We start from the raw sequence: 21,918 nt of genomic DNA, 5'->3' as shown, positions 1-21,918 counted from the left end.
TGTCTAATAATGAATCATCTAAGTTACGTCCTTTTGTTAAAAAATAGCCCATAATCAGGATGAGAATGGGCTATTACAACAAAACTCAAAACTTAACTCAACTAACTTAAACAATCTTATTTTCCTCTAAACTCCACTTTGGAAATGGTAATTCCGCTTGGAGTAAATGTGTTTCCGCCGCAGCGAATCACTAGATATATTTTTCCGGTTTGACTAAATTTTACAGTGTTCGAGATAACTCCAGCGGCATTTTTTACACAGCCCACAACTGATAGTTTTCCAGAGAAGGCCGCTTTTGCACAACCGTCCCAAGTACTTAATCCCATCACTTTGTTGTCTTTGTATTCTACTCCTGAAGCCGGTACTGTAGTTCCAGCATACACTTCGAACCAAGTTTCGTTCGAACCATCGTTTGAAGAAACATTCATATCAATCGTGTATTCTTTATCTTTTACCACATCGATAGCTTGATAAATGGCTTCTTGAGCCCAACCACCATTAGAGTTGATGGTAGCGCTTCCGGTTTTGAAGTTCCATTTGGCAGCGCCAGAAGGACTCAAATTACAACTGCTCCATTGTGCGTGATCGGCAGCAGTGGCGAAATTGCCCCCTTTTACCAAATTCCCTTTTTGTGGGTCTGAAGTAGCAACAACAATTTCTTTGGTAGTTGCATTTTCTGAGCCACCTCTTCCTACAGCAATATGCGTGATTTTGTAGGTTCCTGCATCTGGAAGTGAAATTTTTTCTGTCATTTTTCCAGCGTAAACTCCATCACCAATGTTCCATTTTGAGGCGATAACATTTTTGGTTTGTGCTTCTAGTATATAAGTATTCACTGCACCTTCTACAGGTGTAATAGTAAATGAAGCGTCAACATTAGCATCAGTCAATCCGTTTCCTTCAACAGCATCATCAGGCTGACAGCTAAGCAAAGTACTTATAGATGCAAAAGCAAAGAATAAGTAAATGGCTCTTTTTGAAATTATATTTACAAACATATTTTTTGATTTACGATTAATAATTTGGATTTTGAACCAGTTTGGTGTTTTCTAATTCTTTCAACGGAATAGGCCAGATTTCGTTTTTACCTGCGATAAAACCTCTACTTGCCAAAACAGCTGCTGCTCTTCCTGTACGAACCAAGTCGAACCAACGGTGCCCTTCGCAAGCCAATTCTAGTCTTCTTTCGGCCATAATTGCATTTATAGAAACTGGAACAGATGGTAAACCAACTCTAGCACGAACGGCATCAAGAAGCGCTTGAGCTCTAGCTCCTGTTCCTCCCAAAGCTTCGGCTTCCATCAAATAAGTATCTGCCAAACGCATTACGTATACGTTTTGTTTGTAGTTCAAAACTGCATCTCCACCACCAGTAGTTACATCGGCAGTTGTAGGCATGAACTTTTTGATAAAGTACCCTGTGTCTTTGTATCCTGGAGAATAATCAGCAAGACCTTGAGCTTTCAAATCTTTCATATCAACAACAGTTGAACTAAAACGAGGATCTGGTTTTAAGGCATTGTACAAATCAACAGTGATTGGATTGAAACTCCAACCCGCAGCATAATCTGGTGCTGTAGAATTAGTTGATCTAGAATATCCTCTAGGTCCAACCATTACGTTAATAGAATTTCCTTCATCAGAACCTGAGCCCCAGTTACCCCAACCGGCATTACTTTTACTCGTGTGAGATACTTCTATTATCGATTCAGAATTGAACTTGTTACTGATTACCCATAAATCAGAATATTTAGTCAATAATTTGTAACCAAAAGAACTTGTTCCTCCAGGTGTACCATTTACTTCAGCTAATTCAGTAGCAGCCAAAGCATTTTTACCTTGGTATAAATACACTTTACCAAGTAAGGCTTTAACAGCTCCTTTAGTAAAACGTCCAGCCTCAGTAGTAGGGTTAGTTATGGTATTGGGCAAATTAGGGATGGCTTCTTTCAAATCTTTTTCGATTTGAGCATAAACTTCTTCTGGTTTTGCTTGCAGTACATTGTAAATTTCACTGGTAGGGATTGGGGCCGTAATCAATGGAATGTTTTTGAACAAACGAACTAACTCAAAATAGTAGTAGGCACGTAAGGCTTTAGTTTCTGCAGTAAATCTTACTTTTTGAGCGTCGGCCATAGGAACATTTGGCAATTTTACTAACAAAGTATTCGCTCTAAATATTCCTTGGTAAAAATTATTCCAAAAGCTTCCTGGAATTGTTGATGAGCTGATGGAATAATCAGAAAATGATTGCATTCCTGTTCCATCTGTTGCTCCACCACCACCTGCGTAGTGATCGTCAGAACCAGCGTTCATCATACATACCATATTTTCAAAACCTCCAGATTGTTTACCTAATATGTCATAAACAGCCACAAGTCCAGAAAAAGCTTCGTCTTCATTTTTATAATAATTAGCTTCCAAAGGAGTTCCTTTTGGTTCTATTTCCAAAAAAGCATCACTACATGAAGTTGCCACAAATAATAGGGCAAACGCATGGATAGTATATTTTAAATTTTTTAGTTTCATGATTTTACGTTTTATTATAATTGTAAATTAACTCCCAACATAAATGTTTTTGCTTGAGGATAATACCCTCTATCAATTCCCATTACACCACCACCAATTTCAGGATCAAATCCAGAGTATTTTGTGATAGTAAATAAGTTCTCAGCTGTAAGATAAACTCTAGCTTTTGCCAAACTAACTTTGTTAATTACACTGCTCGGTAAAGAATATCCGAACTGTATGGTTTTGAATCGGAAATAATCTCCATCCTCTAAATAAAAATCAGAAGGATTATTGAAGTTTTTATTGGTATCATTTGTAGTCAATCTTGGGTAAGTATTTGAAGATCCTTCTCCTGTCCAACGCCCCAAAGCTTCAGTTTGATAATTGGCATTAGCAATATCTAATCTTCGTAATCCTTGGAAAATTTGATTGCCTACAGCTCCTTGGCCAAAAACTAATAAGTCGAAGTTTTTGTATTCTAAATTCAAGGTAAAACCAAAAGTAAAATCTGGTAATGGGTTTCCGATAAAAGTACGGTCATCAGCAGTGATAGTACCGTCACCGTTTACATCTTTCCAACGGAAATCTCCAGGTACCGCCCCAGGCTGAATCAACTGTCCTGAGCTATTCGTATACGCATTAACTTCTGCTTGATTTTGAAAAATGCCATCTGTTTTGAATCCAAAGAAGGAATTAACGGGTTGTCCTACTTGTGTTCTTGTAATTGGGTAAGTACTAGACTGGAATCCTACTCCTCCTGATAAAAAGTCAATTCCATTTCCTAAATAGGTCACTTCATTTTTAACATAAGATAAATTTGCATTAGCAGAAATAGACAACTCTCCTATTTGCTTTTTATAACCTAACTCCACATCAAAACCTTTATTGGTCATATCGGCCACATTACCCACTGGGCTACCTGTTGATCCTACATAACCTGGAAGAGTAACAGTTTGAAGAATTCCTGTTGTTTTTTTAGTATATAAATCAAATCCTAGATTAAAATCATGGAACAAACGAGTTTCAAAACCTATATTGACTTGGCTAGTTTCCTCCCACTGTAAATCTGGGTTGGAAGGCGCATTTGGGCTATTTCCTACAGTTACAGACCCTGAATTACCAAAAGTATAGTTTCTACCACCTCCAATTGTGGCTAAATATCCAAAATCTCCGATAGCATCATTACCTGTAACACCATAACCTCCTCTAATTTTTAACAAGTTTACGATATCATTTTCTTTCCAAAACTCTTCTTTAGTGACTACCCAACCTAATGAGAATGAAGGGAAAGATCCGTATTTTTTATTAGCTCCAAAACGAGTAGAACCATCTCTTCTTATAATACCTGTAAATAGATACTTTTCGTTATAATCATAATTCAATCTTGAAAAAATAGAGGTCACAATATGATCATTGCCTGTGTAAGCATAAGCATCAATTTGATCCTGAGGAACACTAAAATTGAAAGAGGCATCTTTGTAACTTGTAACTGGTATATTAAAATAAGTTACACCATGACCACTTGTAATATTATCAACATAAGAACCTTGACCTAACAAAACATTAAAATTATGATTGGATATTTTATTAGAATAGGAAACCGTATTTTCAATATTCCATCCAAAACCTTTATTAGTGCTTCTGAAAATATTATTTTTCAAATTAATCGTTGAAGAGTTCAAATAAGAAACAGGTGTAAAACTCTCATCTCCCCAATAAGCCAGTTTTCCTCCCAAAGTACTTCTAACTTTTAAACCTTTGATTGGTTCAACTTCTAAATAAGCATTCCCAACAAAATTATCAGACCAACTGTAGTTTCCTAATCTTGTTTGAATGTAAGCAAGAGGGTTAGTCATTTCTTGCAATACAATATTAGAAATTCCATAAGGATTACCATTATTATCTCTAATTACTCCATTGTTAGTATAGGGTGCACCACCTGCAACTATAGGATCTGTAACCACAACAGGTGTAATTGGATCTAAATTGATAGCGGAACTTAAAGGCCCTCCAAACTCACTATTTGTGTTACCAATTCCAACGTTTTTCTCTCTAGAATATCCTAACGTTTGACCAAAAGTGATCCCTTTAGCAATTTTATGAGTAGAGTTTAAACGGATGTTTTTACGGATGTAATTAGAAATGTCTTTAGCAACAATTCCTTCCTGATCCAATATACCAAATGATACAAAAAAAGTAGATACTTCATTACCTCCTGACAAGCTAATCTCGTGACCAACTCTTTGAGCATTATTACTAAAAATAACATCTTGCCAATCTGTACCTCCACCTAATGCACTTGGATTAGGAAAAAGAATAGGCTGATTTGCCGCTGCGCGTGCTTCGTTATTCAATGTCGCATATTGCGTAGCATTTAATAAACTTAATTTTCTTGATGGAGAAGAAACTCCAGTGTACCCTGTGTAGTTTACGCTAACTTTTCCAGATTTCCCTTTTTTAGTGGTCACCAAAATTACCCCAGTAGCAGCTCTTGATCCATAAATAGCCGCAGAAGCCGCATCTTTAAGAACCTCAATAGATGCAATATCAGATTGGTTCAAGTAACCAATACCTCCTGCATCAACAATAACACCGTCTACAACCCAAAGTGGCTCATTATTACCAAAAGTAGTAATACCCCTAACTCTAATAGTTGCTGAGGAACCAGGTTGACCAGAGTTTGCCGCTATAGTTATACCAGAACTTCTTCCTTGTAAAGCTTGTTCAACTCGGGTAAGTGGTAAACTCTCTAAGTCTTTAGCCCTAATACTAGAAATTGCTCCCGTTACCACACTCTTCTTTTGAGTACCGTAACCAACAACAACAACTTCCTGTAATTCTTGAGATTGAGACTTTAATTTAAAATCAATTTCTGTTCTTCCATTAATTGCTTCTTGAATTGTGTTGTAACCAATAAAGCTAACAACAAGAGTACCGTTCGAAGGAGCTTTAATTGAAAAACCTCCATCAAAATCTGTAGTTGTTGCTGCTTTTGTCCCTTTTAAAGCAACGGTTGCTCCAGGAACTAAAAGTCCATTTTCGTCTACTACTTTCCCTTTTACTACAGCTTCTTGAGCAAAGCCATAGAAGGAAAATAAGAGTGACGAAAAACAAAAAATAAGTGTTTTTGTAAATTTCATTTTTCTAAAAATTTTGGTTAATTAATTTGTAATTTCTCGCAATACTACAGGTTTTTTTTTGTGATTCACATTTAAAAATCCTTACAAAAACACATCAATTACCAAAAATAAACTTTACAAAAACTTATCAAAAAAAACACAAAATATTCAATATCAATATTTTAAATTCACAGTAATGGTATTTTAAAAAATTACAAAAACTAAAAGAAACACTACATTTGTATAGAAAATTGCATTTTTGAGATTTTAACAAAATTTAAACAATAAAAGCCCCCGTTTGAGTCATTTTTCAAACAAAAAGAAAACGTTTGCGTATAATTATCGAATTTTTAGCCCCATTGCTTTATGATGAACAACTTCAAAAAAAAATTATATTCTTTTGCACTACTCTTATCCATTACAACTATGCTAGGCCAAGTTAAAAGCATAGGGCTCCCAGATATAAAAAATTACACCCGATCCGACTATAAAGGAGGGACACAAAACTGGGACATCGATCAAGATAGAAATGGAAATCTATATTTCGCCAACAACAATGGTCTATTTCAATTTGACGGAACCACATGGCGCAACTATAAAATGAGCAATGCAGATGCTATTAGATGTGTGAAAATAGATCCTAGTGGCAAAATTTATGTTGGAGGATACAACGAGTTTGGCTATTTCGAGCCTAATGAAAAAGGAAGACTAATTTACCATTCCCTTACCCATTTGGTTACTAAAGCAAAAATCAAAACCATCGACTTTGTCTGGAAAATTCATTTGTTTAATAAAGGAGTGATTTTTCAGGCGTTCTCGAAAGCTTTTTACTTTAAAAATAATACCATTCAAACGATAAAAGCACCTAAGCGTTTTCAATTCTCGTTTTTGGTAAACGGAAGACTGTACCTACAAGACATCGCCAATGGTGTATTGGAATTCAAAAACAATACGCTTCACGCATTACCTGGGACGAAACAACTTAATACTACCGAAGTTTGGAGCATAATTCCTCTTCCCAATCAAAAACTTTTAATTGCCACATTAAACAAAGGACTCTTTAGCTATTCAAATGGTATTCTGCAGCCTTGGAACACGGAAACCAATGCTTTTGTTAAAAAAAACAGCTCTTTAGGAGGTATAGCCATCAAAAACAACTTTATAGTAATCAATACCGTTTTAAATGGTATTGTCGTTTGTGATACCAACGGAAAAATCATTCAACACATCAACCATAAAAAGGGCCTGCAAAACAATACCGTTTTAACCTCCTTTATAGACAACAAAAACAATATTTGGCTAGGACTAGACAATGGAATTGCTTTCGTCAATGAGAGCTCTCCTTTTACCTATTTTGGCTTCAGTTATGACATCAGTACCGTGTATGCTTCTATCGTACATAATCAAAATCTTTATGTAGCTACGAATAGAGGAGTATTTTATCACAGTTGGAGTCAAAACTTCAAAGAAGATGTCTTCAAATTAGTGGAAGGAACCACTGGACAATCCTGGAATATTCAAGTGATAGACAATCAATTATTATGCGGAAACAATAATGGAGCTATGATAATTGATGGTGATCGTGTTGTGAAAATATTAGACAACAAAGGGTATTTTGGATTCAAAAAAATACCAGGTAAAAACAACTTTTTAATTGGTTCTAATTACAATGGCTTTGCCTTATTTGAAAAAAAAGCCAATACTTGGACCTATCGCCATCAAATAGCTGGCTTTGATAAATCATCCAGCACTTTTGAAATCGACGAAGAAACTATTTGGTTAAAAAAAGATGGTCTTTTGTATCAAATGTCATTATCATCAGATTTTAAAAGATACATCCAAATAAAAACACATAAAGAAATTTCAAAATCTTATCCAGGAATTGGAGGTGTACAACGTTTAAATAACAAAGTATACTTTCAATCACAAAACCACTTTTTTAAATACTCTAAAGACCAAGAAACCTTTTATGAAGATAAGAAGATAAGTAGCCTTTTCCATAAAATACCATTTGTAAATTTGGTTTACGAAGATCAGTTGGGCAATATTTGGTATACTTATGGTGAAGGACTTGGTATGCTGCAAAAGAAGAACAACAAGTATACAAATAGTGTGGCACCATTTTCTAATTTAACTGGAGAATTAGTTAACGATTATCTTTCCATCAACACGATTGACCCAAACAACATCTTTATAGGCCTAACAAATGGATTAGCGCACTACAACGCCAAACAAGCCAATAGTTTTGTGACTAGACCAAAAGCCTTCATTCGAAACTTTACTTTTCAAAAAGACACTTTACTTTTAGGAAATGGACAAAAAATTACAACAAAATATACGCTTCCTTATTCTTCAAATCACGTACAATTTTCGTTCTCTTCACCTACCTACGAAAACCTTGAAAACGTAGAGTTTTCATACAAATTAGAAGGTTTTGATGAAAAATGGAGCCCTTGGTCAAGGATGTTCACAAAAGAATATACCAATTTAAGCGAAGGAACTTACATAATGAAAGCCAAAGTTAGAAATAGCTATGGTATCCAATCTGAAGAGGCAGAAATCAAATTTACTGTACTTCCTCCTTGGTACCGTCACTTTTTCGCATACATCATTTACATCATTTTAGTAGTTGTTATTATACTTTACATCCAAAACACCGTTAAAGCCAAAATTAGAAAAAACAAATACTATGAAACCGTTGAACAGAGAAGACTATATCTTGAAAAAGAGACAAAAATTAGACAAGAACAATATTCACTTGAAAAAGAAATTGAAAAATTAAAAAACGACAAACTAAAAATAAAAATCCTAGCTAAAGATAAAGAACTAGTAAGCAACTCTTTACAAGTGGTAAAAAAGAATAAAATTCTAAACGGAATCATCCATAAACTTAAAGAAATCAATCACGACAACTTAGATGATACCTTAAAAGCACAATTTACAAAACTTCAAAAAAGCATTGTAAAAGAAGTTAACTCGGATAAAAGTTGGAAAGATCTTGAAAAGCACATTAAAAACGTACACTATGATTTCTTAAAAAGACTGAAAGAACAGTATCCAACGATAACCCCAAGAGAATTAGACTTAGCCACCTATCTCCTAATGAATATGTCTACGAAAGAAATAGCAGAGATTATGAATATCTCTAATGGAGGGGTGGAATTGGCAAGATACAGACTGCGCAAAAAACTAGAATTGAACAAAAAAGAAAACCTAATTGGTTTCCTGATGAAAATCTAACCCAAAAAAAAACGCAACTTAAAGTTGCGTTTTTTGTTTACAAGTAATTTAGTGTTCTTTCCAAGGCCATACCTCTTGAACCTTTAATCAACAAGGTGGCCTCTGAAAAAGGATGATCGGTCAAATAAGCAGAAAAAACATCGAAAGTAGCATAAAATTTAAAATTTTCTTGGACTATACTACAATCAAAAAAAGCTTTCCCTACAAAAAAACAACGAACGTCAGGAACTCCAGAAAGGCGTTGAACCAACTGTTGGTGTTCGAACAGACTTTCTTCCCCTAGTTCAAACATATCCCCTAAAACCATTATTTTGTTAGGTTTTTCCAATTGAATAAAATTATCTATAGCAACCGCCATACTACTCGGATTAGCATTATATGCATCTAATAGAATTGTATTCGACCCTTTGACAACCATTTGAGAACGATTATTCTCAGGAATATAATTTTCTAATGCTTCTTTAATTGAGTCCATTGGCACTTCAAAATACTTACCTATAGTAAGAGCTGCATTGATATTATTAGCATTATACAAACCTATCAAATGAGTAACTATAGAATATCCATCATATTTTATTGTTACAAAAGGATTCGCCTCTATTACTGTAATATTGACAGCAGCACTACTTTTATTAATACCAAAAGAATAACAAGTTAGTGACTGTGATTTTTCAACCTGAATTGGGTCCTCAAGATTAATAAAAGTTGTTTTATTAGCAAAAGACAAATAAGCATACATCTCACTTTTACCTTCAATCACACCTTCAACGCCACCAAAACCCTCTAAATGTGCCTTACCAAAATTGGTAATATAACCATAATCAGGTGTAGCCAATTGGCAAAGAAACTCAATCTCTTTTTTATGATTCGCCCCCATTTCAACTACACCTATCTCAGTTTCCTTTGTAAACGAAAGCAAAGTCAAGGGAACCCCAATATGATTATTCAAATTACCTATCGTTGCCTTAGTATTGAATTTCTTAGAAAGAACGGTATGAATCAACTCTTTTGTAGTCGTTTTTCCGTTGCTACCTGTCAAGGCAATAATAGGAATTTTGAGATAATTTCTATGAAATTGAGCCAATTGCTGTAGTGCCAATAAACTATCATCTACCAAAATCGTTCTTTCATCTATGTAATAACTTGAATTATCAATTAGAACAAATTTGGCACCTTTACTTAGAGCCTCAGCGGCAAATGTATTGGCATCAAAATTTTCACCTTTAATGGCTACAAATAATGAGTTAGGTAAAATTTTACGTGTGTCAATAGAAACGGAATCACACTGTAAGAATAGGTTATGAATGCTAGCTATATCCATAATAAATAGAATTAAAACAATAAAAGCCCTAATCAAAGGGCTTTTATTATAAGTATACTAAAGTAAATTAATTTCTTGGTGATTTTCTTTTTTGTGCTTTTGGTCCAACACTAGACATTGCGCATCTAAAACCAATATAATCAGTTGCCATATCTTGTGGCAAATATCTTCTTTGAGCTGGATCTAACCAATACGCTCTATCTCTCCAAGATCCTCCTTTGAAAACACGAACTTCATCGTTAATCAAAGTTGTTCTTTTACTAGATGAATCATATTTTCTAGACATTTTACCTAAACTATCTACAGCTACATTATGTTTAGGTGAGTTGTACATTTTACGCGCATCTTTTTCGCCTTTAGTTTCATCACCTGTGTTTCCGAAATCATAAAAACGAGTAGATTGTTTATCACCATCTCTATAGTTGATGTTGTTACTCTTATCAAAATTTTGTCTCAAATAAGTTTCATTTTCATCAACAGGAACTTGTGCAATTTGACCTGGATACGCTCTAGCAACTAATTTACCATTACTCAATGTATCGTATTCGATAGTTTTAGAAGTAACTATTTCAACTTTACCATCTTTACCAATTTTATTTTTTGTATAAAGATTACCTCTGTAATAATTAAAATCATTCCATTCATTGTCAATAATAGGACGATAAACATCGGCAACCCATTCGGCAACGTTTCCAGCCATATCATACAAACCAAAATCATTTGCAGGATATTTTTTTACTTGGTTAGTAATGTCTGCTCCGTCATCAGACCAACCAGCAATTCCACCATAATCACCATTTCCTTGCTTGAAGTTAGCTAACTGATCTCCTTTAGAAACACGTTTTCCTGAACGAGTGTAACTACCAGACCAAGGGTATTTCTTTTGACCTTTATAAATATTGTATTCTCTTTGCCCCACATCTGCTGCTGCAGCGTATTCCCACTCAGCTTCAGTTGGTAAACGGTACTCAGGTAATAAAATTCCTGAAGAACGTTGTGCATAAACATTTTTGTGCTCAGCTACTTTTCCATCTTTACCAGCCTTAGGCGCTTTTCTTTTAGATCTTTCTTTAAGAACGATTTCTTCATTTCCACCATAAACAGATGTAGGTGAAGCCAAATATGTTTCAGTACTAAAAGTACTTTCAGCAGAAACATCGGTGTTTTTTGCATTTTTCTTTATGTAACCTGTTTTCTCAAGCATACTTTCATTTACACGTTCCGTTCTCCATTTAGCAAACTCATTGGCTTGAATCCAATTTACTCCTACTACTGGATATTCAGCATAAGATGGGTGTCTCAAATAGTTGTTGGTCATAGTTTCATTATAACCCAAGCGGTTTCTCCATACCAAAGTATCTGGAGATGCTCCTTCATATATATTTTTGTAATTTTCTTCAGTTGGAGGGAAAACTTTTTTCAACCATTCTAAATACTCTAAGTACATAGAGTTGGTTACTTCTGTTTCATCCATATAAAAGGATTGAACGTGTTGTTGTGTAGGAGAATTGTTCCAATCGTGCATTACATCATCTTGAACTTTACCCATAGTAAAAGTTCCTCCTTCTACGAAAACCAAACCAGGGCCAGCTTGATTTTTGTTTTTAGCAGCAACGTTTTTTTGACGATCTAAGTTCCATCCAGTTGCTCTTGAAGAATTACTAGAGCTAGATTTTTTACTACAACTAGCTAATCCTGCAATCAGTAAAATTGATGTGATCAATTTTAAGTTCAAAATTTTCTTTACTTTCATACTATTAATAGGTCATAATTTGGTGCCGCAATATAACAATTAACCTTATACCTACAACACCAATATTTAATAATTTTAACGGGGCCAATTAAATTTATACAATCCCTGAATACCAACGCAAAAATATATTTTTTATTATTAAAACCTAGAGTAATTAAATTATTTTTACCCTTTAAAATATAAGCAACTAAAGTTCGTTAGAATCAAGATGAAAAACAGATTTTTTACATTGTCACTACTGATACTGCCTTTTTTTATTTTCGCACAGTATAATGGCACAATTGTAATTAATTGGTTTCCAGCAAAAAAAACTAATATCGGCGATTATTCGGTCCGAATTCCAACTTTTGACACTAATGCTTTTCAATTTGACCCTATTAACAAAACCATTATTTATAGTAGCCCGATAAAATCGAATTCATTCAACGAAAACATTATAATCAACAACGTTACATACGAAAACATCACAAACGAGGAATTAGGTGACTTAATAATTGGAAACATTCCTTCAACCCTAAACGAAAAAGTTACCACAACTATCTCAAGAGATGTTACAACCGTATTTTTAACTTTTTCACCACTAGTAAAAGATAATTTTGGAATAAAAAAAGTCACTTCAATCGCTTATTCATTGGTTCAAAACTCAAATAGAACAACGAACACAAATAAGACCAACACAACACAAACTATAAGTAATTCTGTATTATCCTCTGGCAATTGGTATCAATTCCAAATCAAAAAATCAGGAGTTTACAAAATATCAAGAAGCTTTTTGCAGCAATTAGGATTATCTACCAATGCAATAGACCCAAGAAGAATCAAAGTTTATGGTAATGGTGGAAAAATGATTCCGCTGACCAACAATAATTCATATCCACTAGACATTGAAGAAACGCCTATTGAAGTAATTGGCGAAAATGACGGAGTCTTTAACAACGAGGATTATATTCTTTTTTATGGAGAAGGAACCGACACCTGGAATACAGAAAGCAAGACCTTCAATAACCTCTATGAAGACGAATCTTATTATTATATAACTATTGATGGCGGTACCGGAAAAAGAATTCAAACCTTTACACAACCTTCAGGAAACCCAACCCTTAGTTTATCAACTTTTGACGATACCCAATTTCATGAATTGGACCAAATCAATATCGGACAATTAGGACGGCAATGGTTTGGAGAAAAATTCGACATTAACAACGAACAAGAATTCGATTTTGACTTTCCCAACATTGATGCAACAATACCAGTAAAAATTAGCACCGAGACCGCTTCCGCAGCCTTTACCCCAACATCCTTCGTAGTTTCTGCAAATAACTCCCCTGTTGGAACCATAAATTTTCCTGCCGTAGCTAATAATTCAGGAATTTCTTTTTACACAGGCAACCTTCCAAGCTCCGCAACTTTTTTAGGCTCCGAAAAAAACAAAATAAAATACACCTATAATAATGGAGGAGTCCCAAATGCAATTGGGTACTTAGACTACATAAAAGTGGTAGCTAAAAGAAAACTAGTAGGTTACGGAAAGCAATTTCATTTTCAATACGACAATGCTTTTTCCACAATCGGAATTGTTGAATATACACTTTCCAACGCCACAGCTATAAATCAGATTTGGGATATAACCGAACTCAATGCTATTCGAAAAATTGAAAACAACAACCAAAACCAATTTAGTTTTAAAGCCAATTTAGGTGAAGTCCGAAAATATATCGCACTAGATACTAATGATTATTTGACACCAACTGTTTCGAAAAAATCAAAAATTGCCAACCAAAACATTAAAGGAACCATTTTCAAAAACAATCAAGGACAATTTCAAGACATTGATTATTTGATTATTACACCCCATTTTTTAATTAATCAAGCCGAAAAACTGGCTACTTTCCACAGAAATTACTCTAATCTAAACGTAAAAGTGATTTCAACCGAATCCATTTATCACGAATTTGCATCAGGAAAACAAGATATTGGAGCCATTAGAAATTGCATCAAATACATTTACGACAATGCCTCTACCCCAAATAAAAGAATTAAATACGTCAACCTTTTTGGGGACGCATCCTACGATTACAAAAACAGAATCAATAACAACAGTAATCTAGTTCCTATTTATCACTCCTTAATAAGTAATGCCACTGGAGAATCTTCTTTTGCGTCAGATGATTTTTTTGGATTAATGGATACCAACGAAGGAAACATAACCTCTAGTTTTGGCGGAATTGATATCGCTGTAGGCAGAATGATAGTAAACGATACTAAACAAGCCGAAGAAATGGTGCAAAAAGTAATCGACTATCACGACTTAAAATCTTATGGAAACTGGAGAAACAACTTTGTACTCATAGGCGATGATTCAGATGTTCCCTCAGACGCTTCTTTACAAGAAAAACAAAGTAGTTTAGGAGATTTAATCACCACTGAAAAACCATTTCTAAATGTATCCAAAATTTTACTTGACTCCTATATACAAGAAGCATCGGCTGGTGGATTTCGATATCCTAAAGCCCGAACAGATATATTTAATGCCTTTGAAAAAGGTGCTTTGGTTTTTAATTATTTAGGACACGGTGGTGAAGACGGATTGGCGGCGGAACGTATTTGGGAAAAATCAGACGGACAAAATTTAAACAATCCATTCAAATACCCTCTTTTCGTAACGATTACTTGTGAGTTTTCTAGATTCGACAATCCGTTACGTCCAACAGCAGGAGAATACACCTATTGGAACCCAAAGGGAGGCGCAATCGCAATGATTACAACAATACGCTCTATAGGACAATTTAGTGCCGAAAATTTCAATCCATTATTGACTAGAAATTTACTATCATTTGGTTCGAACACTTACGTTTCGATGGCAGAAGCACTCCGAATTTCAAAAAACACAAATCCAAATTCATCAACAAATGTTGTAGTTTTTATTGGCGACCCAGCTTTACACCTCGCCATAGCAAAACCTAAAATTAACCTAACAAAGGTAAATGACATTGCTATTTCACAACCAATAGACGACTTCAAGTCATTGGCAAAAATGAAGCTCTCTGGTGAAGTCACAGACGAAAACAATAATTTATTGTCTAATTATAATGGAGAAATCGCAACAATTATCACTGATAAATTAGTCACTAGAAATACGCTTAATAACGACGGAAACAGTCCCAGCATACCATTCTCTGTTTTAGGCGAAGCAATCTTTCGAGGAAATGCAACGGTAAAAAATGGTCAATTTAAATTTAGTTTTGTAGTCCCAAGAGACATTCGTATTCCAGTTGGTAATGGAAAAATTAGTTTTTATTCAAAAAAAGACAATGCTCTTGAAAACCAAACTGGACAAAACACAACTATCAGAATAGGAGGAATTAACGAAAATGCTGTTGCAGACAATATTAGTCCAAAAGTGAAGTTATATATGAACGATGAAAATTTCGTTTCTGGCGGAACGACCAATCAGTCTCCTATATTAATAGCACAATTAGAAGACGAAAACGGAATTAATACTGCCAGCGGAATTGGTCATGACATTGTTGCTATTTTAGACGGAGACGAAAGCAATCCATTTGTCTTAAATGATTATTACGAAACAAAATTGGATGATTTCACCTCAGGAACCGTTAGATTCCCCTTTCGAAATCTTTCAATAGGACTTCATACAATAACCATTAAAGCATGGGACGTGTATAATAATCCTGTCATTAGTGAAATTCAGTTTTTGGTAGTAGGAAATGAATCCATAACACTTACAAACGTTTTGAATTATCCCAATCCATTTGTAAACTATACCGAGTTTTGGTTCACACACAACAGACCATTTGAGCCTCTAGAAGTGCAAGTACAAGTGATGACAATTACCGGAAAAGTAGTTTGGTCAAAAAACCAAATCATAACTACTGATGGATTTTTATCAAGAGAGATTAAGTGGGACGGAAAAGATGATTTTGGAGACCGACTAGGAAAAGGAGTCTATGTTTATCGATTGACTGTAAAATCATCTTTAAACAACAAAAAAGCTGAAAAAATAGAAAAATTGGTAATACTTTGATTTAATACTATATTTGTTTAATGATTAAAAAAATAATGAAGAAATTAATTTTGATTTTTATTTGCGTTGTAACAACCAATGCAATAGCACAAGATAGAGCAATCACAACAGGAGTCCCTTTTTTACAAATAGCAGCCGATGCAAGAGCAGCAGGTATGGGAGACATTGGAGTAGCTACTTCACCAGACACTTATTCACAACAATGGAATCCTGCCAAATATGCATTTGCCACTGACAAACAAGGATTTTCTGTAAGCTACACACCTTATCTTATTGACATTGTTAATGATATTTCATTAGGGCAAGCAACCTATTACAATCGTTTTAATGACAGAAGCGCTTTTGCCGGAAGTGTAAGATACTTCAGCCTTGGTGAGATAGAGCTTAGAGACGATGCAAACAGCATACCGAATATTGTAAAACCATCAGAATTCGCTCTAGATTTGTCCTATTCTTTGCACTTAAGCGATTATTTTTCAATGGCTGTTGCTGGGCGATTCATAAGTTCAAACCTTGGGATAACCACTAATGGTCAAAGTCTTTCGGCTGCAAATTCTTTTGCTGTAGACATTGCCGGGTACTATCAATCTGAGGAAATAGCCTATTCGGACTTTAACGGAAGATGGAGAGGTGGTTTTAATTTTCAGAATTTAGGACCAAAAATTAATTATGATTTAACGGAATCTGAAGAAAGCACAAATTTTTTGCCGTCTAACTTAAAAATCGGAGGAGGTTTTGATTTTATTTTAGATGAATACAACAAAATTGGTGTGAATCTAGAATTCAATAAATTATTAGTTCCAACACCTCAATTCGAAAGTACAGATACCACCGATGAAACTATTCAAAAAAGAGAAGACTATCGCAAAATAGGATGGGCTTCTGGTATTTTTAAATCTTTTGGTGATGCACCAGGAGGCTTCAGTGAAGAACTAAAAGAAGTTACCTACGCATTGGGAGCCGAATACGAATACCAAGATTCATTCTCATTGCGTTCTGGATATTTTCACGAAAGTGACGAAAAAGGCGCAAGAAAGTTTTTCTCTCTTGGAGCTGGTTTCAAATATAACGTAGTCAAAGTAGATGTATCCTATTTATTTTCCGCATCAAAAGTTAAAAATCCTTTAGAAAATACCTTACGCTTTTCTTTAACCTTTAATTTTGGCGACAAATACGAAAATTATTAGAAAACGCATTTAGTTGATAATAAATCCAAATTTCAAAAGCAAAAGCCTTGAAATTTGGATTTTTTTTCCTCGATAATGAAAACGAGATTGTACTAAAAACTAATTTAAAAGTAAATAGTAGCTACACAATAAATTTAGAAACATGAAAGAAATTAACATTACTACCTCATTCAAACAGTTTGAGAGCATAACAGAACTGCCAGCTGAGATTCAGGAATTAATGCACGAAGCGATTACTATCCGCAAAAACGCTTATGCTCCCTATTCGAATTTTAGAGTGGGAGCGGCTTTACTTTTGGAGAACAACAAAGTAGTTTGTGGTTCTAATCAAGAAAATGCAGCCTATCCATCTGGTCTTTGTGCAGAACGTGTCGCTATTTTTTATGCTGGAGCTAATTATCCTGGAGTAAGAATAAATAAAATGGCTATTACGGCAGCTTCTGACACCAACCCTACTACTGAACCTATCCCTCCATGTGGCGCTTGTAGACAATCCATAGCCGAATATGAAATCAAACAAGACCAACCTATCGAAATTTATTTTATGGGAGAAACAGGTGTAATCTACCAGTCTAATTCACTTAAAAACCTGCTCCCTTTTATGTTTAACAAAAAATTCCTCTAATCAGAATAAAAACTGGTTGTTAAATTTTATTGCTTACTCGGAATGTCTTATTTTTGCATTTCGCAAATTTGTGTTGGATTAGAGGTTCGGTTTTCAAAAACCGCACTTCGTTATAATAAATTTTACACCATTTCGAATAGTATTAACACTTACAAAAGAATTATTTCAGATGAAAGAAGTTACGAAAGAAGTATATTTAAAGTGGTATGAAGACATGCTTCTTTGGAGAAAGTTTGAAGACAAACTAGCTGCTCTATACATACAACAAAAAATAAGAGGTTTTCTTCATTTGTACAATGGTCAAGAAGCCGTTTTAGCAGGAGCACTCCACGCTATGGATTTGACAAAAGACAAAATGATTACCGCCTATAGAAACCACGTACAACCAATCGGAATGGGTGTGGACCCAAGAAGAGTAATGGCTGAACTTCTAGGTAAGGCTACAGGTACTTCAAAAGGTATGGGAGGCTCTATGCACATTTTCTCAAAAGAACACCGTTTCTACGGAGGACATGGAATTGTAGGAGGACAAATCCCATTAGGAGCTGGTTTAGCTTTTGGAGACAAATACAACAATACAGGAGGAGTTACTCTTACTTACTTTGGAGACGGAGCTGCTCGCCAAGGTTCACTCCACGAAGCGTTCAATATGGCAATGCTATGGAAATTACCTGTAGTTTTCATTGTAGAAAATAATGGATATGCAATGGGTACTTCAGTAGAAAGAACTGCCAATCACTCTGACATTTGGAAACTAGGATTAGGTTACGAAATGCCTTGCGGACCTGTTGACGGAATGAACCCGGTGAAAGTAGCCGAAGCAATGACAGAAGCTATCGAAAGAGCAAGACGTGGTGACGGACCAACATTCTTAGAAATGAAAACATACCGTTACAGAGGACATTCAATGTCTGATGCTCAATTGTATCGTTCTAAAGAAGAAATCGAAGAATACAAAAAAATAGATCCAATTACTCAAGTTTTAGATGTAATTATGGATCAAAAATACGCAACAGAGGAAGAAATCGAAGTAATTGACCAACGTGTAAAAGATTTAGTAGAAGAGTGTGTAAAATTCTCAGAAGAATCTCCATACCCAGAACTACAACAGTTATACGATATGGTATACGAAGAAGAAAACTATCCATTCATCCCTCACAAATTATAATCCATTATGGCAACAATTATTACAATGCCCCGTTTGAGCGACACTATGACGGAAGGAACGGTAGCAACTTGGCTTAAAAAAGTAGGTGACAAAATAAATGAAGGAGATATTCTAGCTGAAATCGAAACAGACAAAGCTACAATGGAATTCGAATCCTTCAATGAAGGAACACTATTATATATTGGAATACCAGAAGGAGAAACTGCACCCGTAGACTCGCTACTTGCTATTATTGGAGCAGAAGGTGAAGATGTAACTGCCTTAATTGCTGGCGGAGATACTGCTCCAGCACCAGCTGTGACAGAGGCTCCAAAAGAAGCAACTACCACTCCAGCATCAACTACTAGCGCTACAGAACTTCCAAAAGGAGTAATCGTAGTAACTATGCCTCGTTTAAGCGACACTATGACCGAAGGTACCGTTGCAACTTGGTTAAAAAAAGTAGGAGACACCATTGCTGAAGGAGACATCCTAGCTGAAATCGAAACGGACAAAGCTACAATGGAGTTTGAGTCTTTCAATTCTGGAACTTTACTTTACATAGGAATTCAAGAAGGAAATACTGCACCTGTTGATAGTCTTTTGGCTATTATTGGACCTGCAGGAACTGATATTACTGGAGTAGCAGCTGGCTTTACTGCTGGCGGAACTACTGCTGCACCTGTAGCAACAGAAACAGCAGCTGCACCCGCAACTACAGAAAAAAATATTGAAACTGTTCAAGAGCCAAGTGCTGACGGACAAAGAATTTTGGCTTCCCCTTTAGCTAAAAAATTAGCTTCAGAAAAAGGAATCCAATTATCACAAGTAAAAGGAAGCGGTGAAAATGGACGTATCACAAAAAGCGATATCGAAAACTTTACACCACAAGCGAATACTGCTCCTCAAACAGCTTCACAACAAGCACCAGCTGCTAAAACAGAAGCTGTAGCAGCTCCAAAACCTTATATTCCTGCTGGTCAAGTAGCAACAGAAGAAATTAAGAATTCGCAAATGCGTAAGATTATTGCAAAACGTTTATCAGAATCTTTGTTCACAGCACCTCATTACAATTTGGTAATTGAAGTGAGTATGGACGAAGCTATGAAATCAAGAGCCGTAATCAATACTGTGCCAGATACCAAAGTTTCTTTTAACGATATGGTTATTAAAGCAAGTGCTTTGGCATTAAAAAAACATCCAAAAATCAATTCACAGTGGAAAGAGGATGCTATCACTATCAACTATCACGTAAATATTGGTGTAGCAGTAGCTGTTGAAGATGGTTTAGTTGTTCCTGTATTATCTTTTACTGACGGTATGAGTTTATCACAAATTGGTGCTAGTGTAAGAGATTTAGCAGGAAGAGCAAAAAACAAAAAATTATTACCAACTGAAATGGAAGGAAGTACTTTTACCATTTCTAACTTAGGTATGTTTGGAATTACTGAATTCAACTCTATCATCAATCAACCAAATTCAGCTATTCTTTCAGTTGGAGCAATCGTTGAAAAACCTGTAGTGAAAAATGGACAAATTGTAGTTGGTAACACTATGATGTTATCGTTAGCATGTGACCATAGAACTATTGATGGAGCGACAGGCGCTCAGTTTTTACAAACATTAAAACAATACATTGAAAACCCAGTAACTATGTTAGCATAACAAAAGTTTTCTTTACTATAGAAATCCCGTTTTGAACTTTCAAAACGGGATTTTTTTTTACTTATTCTTGGCTTCAATCCACTTGGACATGTATTTTGTACTTGCAAGCGTATGATGTTGCAAAAGCGCACCGTAAAAATTATTCCGACGATGTTCCTCAATTGTAGAGAACAAATACTGTAAGCGTTCTACAAAAATACTTTCAAAAAGATCCTTTTGATATCTTTTTTTCAAAATAGAAAACCCATTTTGTTGTGATGTAAGCCAGCTGGATTTATCTGTATACAATTGCACTGCTGCATCTACAAACTCTTCAACAGCATCAATAACATAGCCATTCCAAGGCAAATCTCCCTGCATAGATTCTGCACCAATAGTAGTGGTTACGCTAGGCGTACCCGTTTGCATTGCTTCCAATAATTTACCTTTTATACCCGCACCAAAACGCAAAGGAGCCAAAACTACTTTTGATTGTTGAACAACTTTCTGAGCGTCTTCCGCACGTCCCATAATAAAAAAATTTGTTTTAGGATGATGCAATTGTAGCACTTTTTGAGAAGGATATGCTCCGTAAATTTTTAAAGTTGCGTTCGGTAATTTTTGAAGTATTTTAGGCCAAATCGCCTCTTTCAAATATTGAACGGCATTCCAATTGGGCTCATGAAGAAAGTTTCCAATAAAGACAAAACCTTCTCGCTCTTCAAAAGAAGGTAATTTTTTCTCAAAAGAAGCTTCGAATCCGTCCAAAAGAATTGGCAAATAAAACAATAACGAGAAATCGATTTTAAAAACAGTCTGCAGAAGATCCATCTCAAATTCGGATATCATTAAAATCAAATCACATCTCAAAATACTAGCAATCTCTCGCTTTGCAACATCTTCAACTAGCAAATCATTGATGGAAAATGGTCGATTTTGCTTAAATGCCTTTTGTCGCGCTATTCGCAAACAATGTAAATCTTCTGTATCTAAAATTCGAATAGCATTAGAGCAATTCTCAATTACTCTCCACCCAAACTGTTCTTCAATCATAAATCGATCAAACAAAACCACATTGGGTTGCAGTGCTTTGACAAATTCATCAAAACTAGAATCATTTAGCTTTATAGCAACTTTATGAATACCGAATTCCAGCAAATCAACCATAAAATCACTATCCTGTGCAGCACTAGCAAAAGTAACTTCATATCCTTGCTTTTGAAACAAACCAATGAGTTGCATCATTCTACTTCCCGCAGCCGAAGAATTGGGCTCTGGCCAAACATAACCAATTACCAATAGTTTTTTCATATCAAATCAATTGTGGGT

At 35.1% G+C, this 21,918-nt stretch carries 12 protein-coding genes; 6 read left to right on the top strand and 6 right to left on the bottom strand.

Going from position 1 to position 21,918, the window contains the following annotated elements:
* Positions 1-116: 116 nt before the first annotated feature.
* From FLAVO9AF_RS13770 to FLAVO9AF_RS13760, 3 genes are read right to left on the bottom strand one after another with little or no spacing between them, the layout of a single operon-like run.
* Complete coding sequence (locus FLAVO9AF_RS13770) at positions 117-998, bottom strand: hypothetical protein (RefSeq protein WP_159690012.1); 882 nt, start codon at positions 996-998, stop codon at positions 117-119.
* Positions 999-1,014: 16 nt separating this feature from the next.
* The gene (locus FLAVO9AF_RS13765) at positions 1,015-2,529 is read right to left on the bottom strand and encodes a RagB/SusD family nutrient uptake outer membrane protein (protein WP_159690009.1); all 1,515 of its coding nucleotides are present in this window, start codon (positions 2,527-2,529) and stop codon (positions 1,015-1,017) included.
* 14 nt (positions 2,530-2,543) lie between these two features.
* Entirely contained in the window at positions 2,544-5,651 is a 3,108-nt protein-coding gene (locus FLAVO9AF_RS13760; protein WP_159690005.1) for a TonB-dependent receptor, read from the bottom strand.
* Between the two features lie 405 nt (positions 5,652-6,056).
* On the opposite strand from FLAVO9AF_RS13760, the gene FLAVO9AF_RS13755 reads away from it, so the two are divergent.
* Positions 6,057-8,870 carry a triple tyrosine motif-containing protein gene (locus FLAVO9AF_RS13755; protein ID WP_236552324.1) on the top strand — a complete coding sequence of 938 codons (2,814 nt, stop codon included), beginning with the start codon at positions 6,057-6,059 and terminating at the stop codon, positions 8,868-8,870.
* 37 nt (positions 8,871-8,907) lie between these two features.
* On the opposite strand, the gene murF is transcribed toward FLAVO9AF_RS13755, so the two are convergent.
* Together murF and gldJ are read right to left on the bottom strand one after the other, a co-directional pair.
* The gene (murF, locus tag FLAVO9AF_RS13750) at positions 8,908-10,191 is read right to left on the bottom strand and encodes a UDP-N-acetylmuramoyl-tripeptide--D-alanyl-D-alanine ligase (RefSeq protein ID WP_159690001.1); all 1,284 of its coding nucleotides are present in this window, start codon (positions 10,189-10,191) and stop codon (positions 8,908-8,910) included.
* 67 nt (positions 10,192-10,258) lie between these two features.
* Entirely contained in the window at positions 10,259-11,944 is a 1,686-nt protein-coding gene (gldJ, locus tag FLAVO9AF_RS13745; RefSeq protein ID WP_159689998.1) for a gliding motility lipoprotein GldJ, read from the bottom strand.
* 208 nt (positions 11,945-12,152) lie between these two features.
* Here gldJ and porU point away from each other — a divergent pair, with 208 nt between their 5' ends.
* From porU to FLAVO9AF_RS13720, 5 genes are all read left to right on the top strand, one after another.
* On the top strand, positions 12,153-15,986 hold the full coding sequence (gene porU, locus FLAVO9AF_RS13740) for a type IX secretion system sortase PorU (RefSeq protein WP_159689995.1): 3,834 nt from the start codon (positions 12,153-12,155) through the stop codon (positions 15,984-15,986).
* Between the two features lie 35 nt (positions 15,987-16,021).
* Positions 16,022-17,173: a type IX secretion system outer membrane channel protein PorV gene (gene porV, locus FLAVO9AF_RS13735; RefSeq protein WP_159689992.1), complete on the top strand. Its 1,152-nt coding sequence runs from the start codon at positions 16,022-16,024 to the stop codon at positions 17,171-17,173.
* A 142-nt stretch (positions 17,174-17,315) separates the two neighbouring features.
* The gene (gene cdd, locus FLAVO9AF_RS13730; RefSeq protein WP_159689989.1) at positions 17,316-17,798 is read left to right on the top strand and encodes a cytidine deaminase; all 483 of its coding nucleotides are present in this window, start codon (positions 17,316-17,318) and stop codon (positions 17,796-17,798) included.
* Positions 17,799-17,967: 169 nt separating this feature from the next.
* Complete coding sequence (gene pdhA, locus FLAVO9AF_RS13725) at positions 17,968-18,966, top strand: pyruvate dehydrogenase (acetyl-transferring) E1 component subunit alpha (RefSeq protein WP_159689986.1); 999 nt, start codon at positions 17,968-17,970, stop codon at positions 18,964-18,966.
* A 6-nt stretch (positions 18,967-18,972) separates the two neighbouring features.
* On the top strand, positions 18,973-20,610 hold the full coding sequence (locus tag FLAVO9AF_RS13720) for a pyruvate dehydrogenase complex dihydrolipoamide acetyltransferase (RefSeq protein ID WP_159689983.1): 1,638 nt from the start codon (positions 18,973-18,975) through the stop codon (positions 20,608-20,610).
* A 57-nt stretch (positions 20,611-20,667) separates the two neighbouring features.
* On the opposite strand, the gene FLAVO9AF_RS13715 is transcribed toward FLAVO9AF_RS13720, so the two are convergent.
* Positions 20,668-21,900, bottom strand: a complete 1,233-nt coding sequence (locus tag FLAVO9AF_RS13715; protein ID WP_159689980.1) for a glycosyltransferase family 4 protein — start codon at positions 21,898-21,900, stop codon at positions 20,668-20,670.
* Between the last annotated feature and the right edge of the window lie 18 nt (positions 21,901-21,918).

Source organism: Flavobacterium sp. 9R (assembly GCF_902506345.1).
Taxonomy (GTDB): domain Bacteria; phylum Bacteroidota; class Bacteroidia; order Flavobacteriales; family Flavobacteriaceae; genus Flavobacterium.
This window is presented reverse-complemented; position numbering and strand designations above follow the sequence as displayed.